Raw genomic sequence first — 6,993 nt, forward strand, 5'->3', positions numbered from 1 at the left:
ATTTAAAAAATTTAAAGCAAAATCATAATCTTACACAAAATTAGTTTTCAAATTGTCATATTGATGATTTTTTTTATTTCATCAAGAGTTTTCGACAAAATTAAAGACACAAATTACCATCATCTTGATAAACAGCCCCACCACCTGTTATTCGACGAGCAACATTCACCTTATCAGTTTCAACCGCTTGTAAATTAATTTCTTCAATCGTATTTTGATTTCGACCAATAACAATTGTATTAAAATTTTTTCACAAAAAAAATGTTGTCTTTAATATCACTTTTTAAAAGATACTCATCTAAAGCCAAATTAAAATAAACATCTGTAGAAGAATTTTTAAAACAAATCATTTTTCTTATTTTTTAAAGTAATTTAATCCTAATACTTCTAAGCCTGGTAAAGTAATAAAGTTATATGGCTTATTAAAATGTGGCAAGAAGAAAATATCAATTAATGGTAGTTCATCAATTGTAACTCCCTTCATAATTGCTAATGAAAACATATACATAACTTCTGTATGATTAGCCTCTGAAGCTACTTGTGCACCAATAATTTTTCTTATTTTTTTGTCTCAAAGAATTTTAATTAAAACTTCTTGATATGTATCCATAAATTCTGGACGATCATTATCCGTAAATGTAATTTGATCGTAATCAAATCCTAAATCTTTTGCCACCGTTTCTGTCATTCCTGTTGAAGCTAGCGCTCAACCAAAAACATTAATTGCATTTGAACCTTGGAATCCTGGTGATGCTAAACCTGCTGGTTTTAAAACATTAACAGCTGCAATAACTCCTGTTCGAACAGCATTTGTTGCTAAAGCAATATATGCTGGCTGTTTCTTAGCATTATCATAAACTTCAACACAATCACCAATTGCAAAAATATTTGGGTCTGATGTTTGCATATATTGATCAACTTTAATGGCTGCATTTTTGTCTAAATCAATAACACCATTTAAAATTTCTGTTGCAGGTTTAAAACCAACTGACCAAATTACTAAATCAGCATCATATGAACCTTTATCTGTTACTACTTTTGTTACTTTATTATTGTTACCCTCAAATTTAATAACTTTTTCGCCACCACGTAAATTAACACCCGCTTTACGCATTGCTCCTTCAACTTTATCAGTAAAAGGTTTATCGTAATAACGTGGCATAATGCGATCTGAAATATCAACTAAAGTAACATTTTTTCCTTTTTGATGAAAAGCATCAACTAATTCAACGCCAATGTATCCTGCCCCACATACAACAACATTTTGAATATTTTTGTCATCATTTGCTTTTTTTACTAATTCCCCATGTTGAAATCATTTAACAATATGAACACCTTCCTGCTTAATTCCTTCAATTGGTGGAATAATTGGTCAAGAACCAATCGCTAAAATCAATTTATCATAATTATCATCAAATTCATTTCCTGATTTTAGATCTTTTACACGAATTTTTTGATTTTTATTATCAATTGATAATACTTCATGCTCCATGTTTACTTTAATACCTTCATTTTTTAATACTTCTGGTGAAGCATAAAATAAACCGTTTGGATCTTTTACCTCTCCTGAAACTCATAGTGCAATTCCGCATCCTAAAAATGAGATATTGTTGTTTTTATCATAAGTAACAATTTCTGTTTTCGGATCTAATCGTCTTAAGATTCTAACAGCAGTTGTACCTGCATGGTTAGTTCCAACTATAATAATTTTCATGTTATATTCTCCTTTTCTATTCTTAGTAGTATTAATAGTTCTTTCGATATAACTAACTAAATGTGCCAATAGTTATTTTGTTATGGCATTTATTCCTGAAAATTAAATCATACCGTAATGTTATTATATACCTGTCACAAAAAATAAAAAAGAAAAATCAAATGAAAAACAGAAAAAATTGCAAAAAATATAAAATTTTAAAAAAATTTTAAACTTTTTACAATTAAATTAACCATTATTTTTCAAAATGTTTTAAAAATCAACGGCCTTCAACAGATAGCAAGCGTTGTGTTTGCTCATTAAGCAATGTTTTTTCTAGTTCTTTATCAATACGGTAAATTCGTGCATCTAAATTATCTAAAAATGATAAGATTTCTGCTTCTAATAAGTGTGGTTCAACAGGTGAACCATATTCCAATCGACCATGGCTAGCTAAAATCATATGTTCTAATAAAACAATTTTTTCTGAATTTAAATTATTACTTTGGGCAAGATGATTTAATTCATTTGCCATAATTGAAATATGACCAAGTAATTTTCCTTCAAATGAAAAATCATTCGTAGCACCACTTGTAATTTCAATAACTTTTCCTAAATCATGTAAAATAACACCACAATATAATAGTTCCGCATCAATTAAACGATCATGATAAACATTGACAACATTTTTTGCCATTTGCAGCATAGTTAAACTATGTCAAATTAAACCTGATTTAATTTCATGATGATTACGAATAGCAGCTGGTCAAATTTTAAATTGCTCACCATATTTTGCTAAAATTAAAGTCATAATTTCACGATATTCAGTTGTTTTCATTTTTTTTACTGTTGTAATAATTTCATCATACATTGCATCTGCTGGAAGCGGCGCAACTTCAATAAAATCATCTAGATTAATACTGGCATTATCAACAATATTATAACTATTAATTTTTGCTTGTAAAACTTTTCGATACTCGATAATATTAATATTTACTTTGTAACAATTACCTTTAATTCAACTTTCAATATCAGCAGGATGAGCATCTCATAACCTTGCTTCAATTGTTCCAGTACGATCTTTCAAGGTTATTGATAAATAAGTGCTGCCATTAGATGCTGTCCCTTGGGTCACCTTATCAGCAATTACGATTAATTCTACATTATTAACTTCTTTTGTTAAATCTTTAATATTCATTTTTCCCCTCCTAGAAATAAAAAAGTGAGTAATGACTTTTTATCTTATAATAAAAGTCCTGGATTTGATAATAAATATGCAACATAATGGATAAATTTACTTGCTTCAGTAATATTAATTACAGATTCATTATACCCCAATGTAATTACCATAATATCACGAATTGCAATATCATTTTTTTCAACCACAACAGGTTTTTTAAAAATAATACCCATTGCAATTCCGGCAACATTATCATCTGGAATTGTAAATGTTCCCCGTGTTATTCCATATTCACCATAATTTATAATTGAGAATGAGGCATCTTGACAGTCCTTTTCTTTTAATTCATTATTAATACTTTTACTTATTAATTTTGTTAGCTTTGAAGCAATTTCTTTAATTGAAACATTTTTTAAATTATATAAAACAGGCATTTTTACTGCAGTATCAATATCTACACTAAAAGCAATATTATAAAATCATTTTAATAAAATTTCATTTTTCTGACTAATAAAGGATGCATTTAAAACAGGAAATTTTTTTAATCCATCATAGACTGCTTTAACATAAAAAGGCAATAATGTTAATTCAATATCATTTTGTGAATATGCTTCACGCATAATTGACAATAAATTAACTAACTCACTAACATCAACTTCAATATCAATAAAACCATGGACAATATTTTTTTTACTTTCCATAATTTCTTTTGCACGAATAATTGCTTCTTGATTTAATTTTACCTTGTCAACTTGCAAAGTTTGTGGATTTTCTTTTATTTTATGTTCTGAAGAAGCGGAATGTTCCCTTGACGTTGCATCTTCTGACTTATGCTTTTTAAGATGAGAGGAAACAGACGAATGAACCGTTGAATGTGACTTTGAATGTTGACTATGATGCTCCTTCGGCTTATTTTCCACTAATTTATCTTGTTCTAAATTTATAATAGGTTCCATTTTTGAATCATCAACATTATTTATACTTTGAGCAAAATTACTTTTTAATTCTTCTTTTGTATAATTTTCTTGTTTGTATTCTTCTCTATCAAAGGGTTGATGATGTAAGGGGTCTAGTTTTTTATCATCAACTTGTTTTCTCGCAGCCATTTCTGTTATAAATGCTAAATCACGTTCTAAATTTTCAAGTTCTTCAATAACTTCTTCTTCAATTGTTATTGTTGCTAAATCATCTTTAACAATTGCCAAATCTTCTTTTAAATCACCCAAATCTTTTTGCAATGTTTCAATATTTTCTTCACTAGGAATATTCTCAAGAACATTTTCAACTTTATCTTTAAACGGAAATGTCTTTGAATCATTATTCTGGCTAAAAAATGGGGTTGAATCTTGTGCTATATTTTCTTCTGGTAAATCAATTTCAATTGAATCTTCAAAATCATCTTGTGGATTTTCACCAGCTACTTCACGTGCTAGTAATGTTTCAATTAATTCTTCGCGAAAAATTTCTGTTTCTGATTTTTTAACATCAATTGGTGGCCGATTTTGTACATTATATTTTCCAGAACCATTAAAATAAATAGTATTATAGGGTTGCTCAAAATTATTGTCATGTTCATTAAGGGTTGCCTCAAATGGTAATAAATCTAATAAAACATCACCACTATTAATAACTTTATTTTCATAAACAATAAGATTTAACACTTCACCAGTAATTGGCGCTTTAATTTCATAAACTTTATTTTGTGTAATAATGTTAGCAAGTTTATCCCCCTTTTGGACAACTTGTTTATTTGTAACAAAAATTTTATCAACAATTCCTTTGCGATTATCATCCGCTTCAAAAATAATTTTTGCCATACCCAAACCCCCTATTTTCCAACTATATATTAGCATAACTTTTATTCTTTTAAATAATTAGTTTCTAATTCTTGATACATTGCTTCCATTTTTCTTTTTGCTTCTTCATTTGTTTTATCAACACAAACAAAATAGAATTTTATTTTTGGTTCTGTTCCACTTGCACGAACTGCAAATCAACTACCATCTGCAAAATAAAACTTTAGTAAGTCTTGGCCTGGCATTTCATATAAACCATGCAAATAATCTTCTTTTTTAATACATTTAATTTTATCTAAACTAGTAATTGTTTCTTGTCGTAATTTTTTTAACATATTATTAATAATTTTTTTGCCATCAATTCCATCACGAACTAAATTAACTGTTTTACAATAAAAATAACCAAATTTATTATATTGTTCAACTAAAACATCATATAATGTTTTTCCTTGATTATGATAATACCAACAAGCTTCTGCTAAGACTAATGATGATTGAATTCCATCTTTATCACGAGTTATGTCTTTTAAAACATAACCATATGCTTCTTCAAATCCAAATAAAAATTCTAACCCTTTATCTGCTGCTTTGCTCATTTGATCCCCAATTCATTTAAAACCAGTTAATGTTTTAATAACTTGAACACCATAACTTTCAGCTACTTTATCTGATAAATTTCCAGTAACAAAAGTATTATACATAACCCCATTTTTAGGTAATGTTTTTTGACGTTGATAATGGGAAAATAAATACTCAATTAATACCGGAGCTGTTTCATTTCCAGTCATTAAATAATACTCATGATCTTTAATTTTAACACCAATTCCTAAACGATCAGCATCAGGGTCATTTAAAATAATAACGTCAGCATTAATTTTTTTCGCATATTTTAATGCTAAATCATAACATTCTGTTAATTCTGGATTCGGATTAGGGGCAAAAGTAAAATTAGGATCATTATCAAATTGCTCTTCTACAATCGTAACATCATAGCCACATTCTTTTAAAATTCGTGGAGTTCATTCTTTACTTGTTCCATGCAAATTAGAAAAAACAATCTTAATATTACGTTTTTGATTTGGATAAAACTGCATTGCTTTAACATCGCTGACATAATTATCCTCGACTTCTTTTGCAACATATGTAATTAAAGTTGAATCTGGATTTAAAGTTAAAGTAAAAACTTCTTTTTTAATTTTTAAGTAATTTTCACCAATGACATCAGTTGCGACTGGCAAAAACTGTGAACCATTATGATCATAAATTTTATAACCATTATATTCACGCGAATTATGACTTGCTGTAATAATAACACCCGCTACCGCTTTTATTTTCCGAATGGTATAAGAAACCATTGGCGTTGGGCGAAGGTCATTATTAGTAAATAAAATTGCTTTAATATTATTACTAGCAAAAATATTTGCTACTTCTTGTGCAAATTCAGCTGAAAAATGACGGTTATCATGCCCAATTACAATTCCTTTTGATTTTAAATCTGTCGCAGAATAAATTGTTTTTAAATATTGCATAAAAGCTAATGTTGATCTTCGAATTGTATATAAATTCATTTTTCCGGTTCCTGGACCTAATAATCCTCGCAATCCAGCAGTTCCAAATTCTAAATCATCTGAAAAAGCAGCAATTAAATCTGCTTCAGACATTTGTTGAAATTCAGCGGCTAATGTTGGATCTAAATTTTTAGCATCTTTCCATAATTTTAAATTATCTAAATATGACATCTTAATTCTCCTCTTTTTTTAACAAGCAACAAAGTTTTTGGTTTTAACCATAATACATTCTTGTTTGCTACAACCAATAATTTTCACCTTATATAGTAAATTTTTCTATTTTGATTTTATCTATTTTATTGTCTTCATATTATTTAATAAGATATTTTCTCGATAGAATTTTATATATACTTAAATTAGTACTTATTACTATTGAAACAATAATTAAATACCAACTATAATTCAATATTATTTTCTTTTTTTGATTAAAACAATCTTTACAAAGATTGTTAATTTGTTCATTTCCTATTAACAATTTCATTAAGTGTAATTCTTCATTTTCAACATTTCATTGTATTTATTACAAATTTTCATATCTTTTTGTCACCTTCTTTATTTTTTATATCCATTATAAATTATACTTTTATTTTTAACTATTTAGCAATAAATTTAATTATATTAAATATAAAACTACAAGTAATAAAAATTCATCTTTAATTTTGTCGAAAACTCTTGATGAAATAAAAAAAATCATCAATATGACAATTTGAAAACTAATTTTGTGTAAGATTATGATTTTGCTTTAAATTTTTTAAA

The 6,993-nt window shown here is 27.4% G+C and carries 5 protein-coding genes; all 5 read right to left on the reverse strand.

The annotated features are described in order from the left end of the window. Nucleotides 1-100: 100 nt before the first annotated feature. Nucleotides 101-256 carry a lipoate--protein ligase family protein gene (locus EHV01_RS02065; protein ID WP_422065991.1) on the reverse strand — a complete coding sequence of 52 codons (156 nt, stop codon included), beginning with the start codon at nucleotides 254-256 and terminating at the stop codon, nucleotides 101-103. A 99-nt stretch (nucleotides 257-355) separates the two neighbouring features. Next, the gene (locus tag EHV01_RS02070) at nucleotides 356-1,714 is read right to left on the reverse strand and encodes an FAD-dependent oxidoreductase (protein WP_422065992.1); all 1,359 of its coding nucleotides are present in this window, start codon (nucleotides 1,712-1,714) and stop codon (nucleotides 356-358) included. 235 nt (nucleotides 1,715-1,949) lie between these two features. Further along, nucleotides 1,950-2,891: a 3'-5' exoribonuclease YhaM family protein gene (locus tag EHV01_RS02075; RefSeq protein WP_422065993.1), complete on the reverse strand. Its 942-nt coding sequence runs from the start codon at nucleotides 2,889-2,891 to the stop codon at nucleotides 1,950-1,952. A gap of 44 nt (nucleotides 2,892-2,935) precedes the next feature. Further along, on the reverse strand, nucleotides 2,936-4,690 hold the full coding sequence (locus EHV01_RS02080) for a 2-oxo acid dehydrogenase subunit E2 (RefSeq protein ID WP_422065994.1): 1,755 nt from the start codon (nucleotides 4,688-4,690) through the stop codon (nucleotides 2,936-2,938). A 41-nt stretch (nucleotides 4,691-4,731) separates the two neighbouring features. Beyond that, nucleotides 4,732-6,408: a phospho-sugar mutase gene (locus EHV01_RS02085; protein ID WP_422065995.1), complete on the reverse strand. Its 1,677-nt coding sequence runs from the start codon at nucleotides 6,406-6,408 to the stop codon at nucleotides 4,732-4,734. Nucleotides 6,409-6,993 lie beyond the last annotated feature (585 nt).

This window comes from Spiroplasma sp. hy2 (genome assembly GCF_044714365.1).
Taxonomy (GTDB): domain Bacteria; phylum Bacillota_I; class Bacilli_A; order Mycoplasmatales; family Mycoplasmataceae; genus Spiroplasma; species Spiroplasma phoeniceum.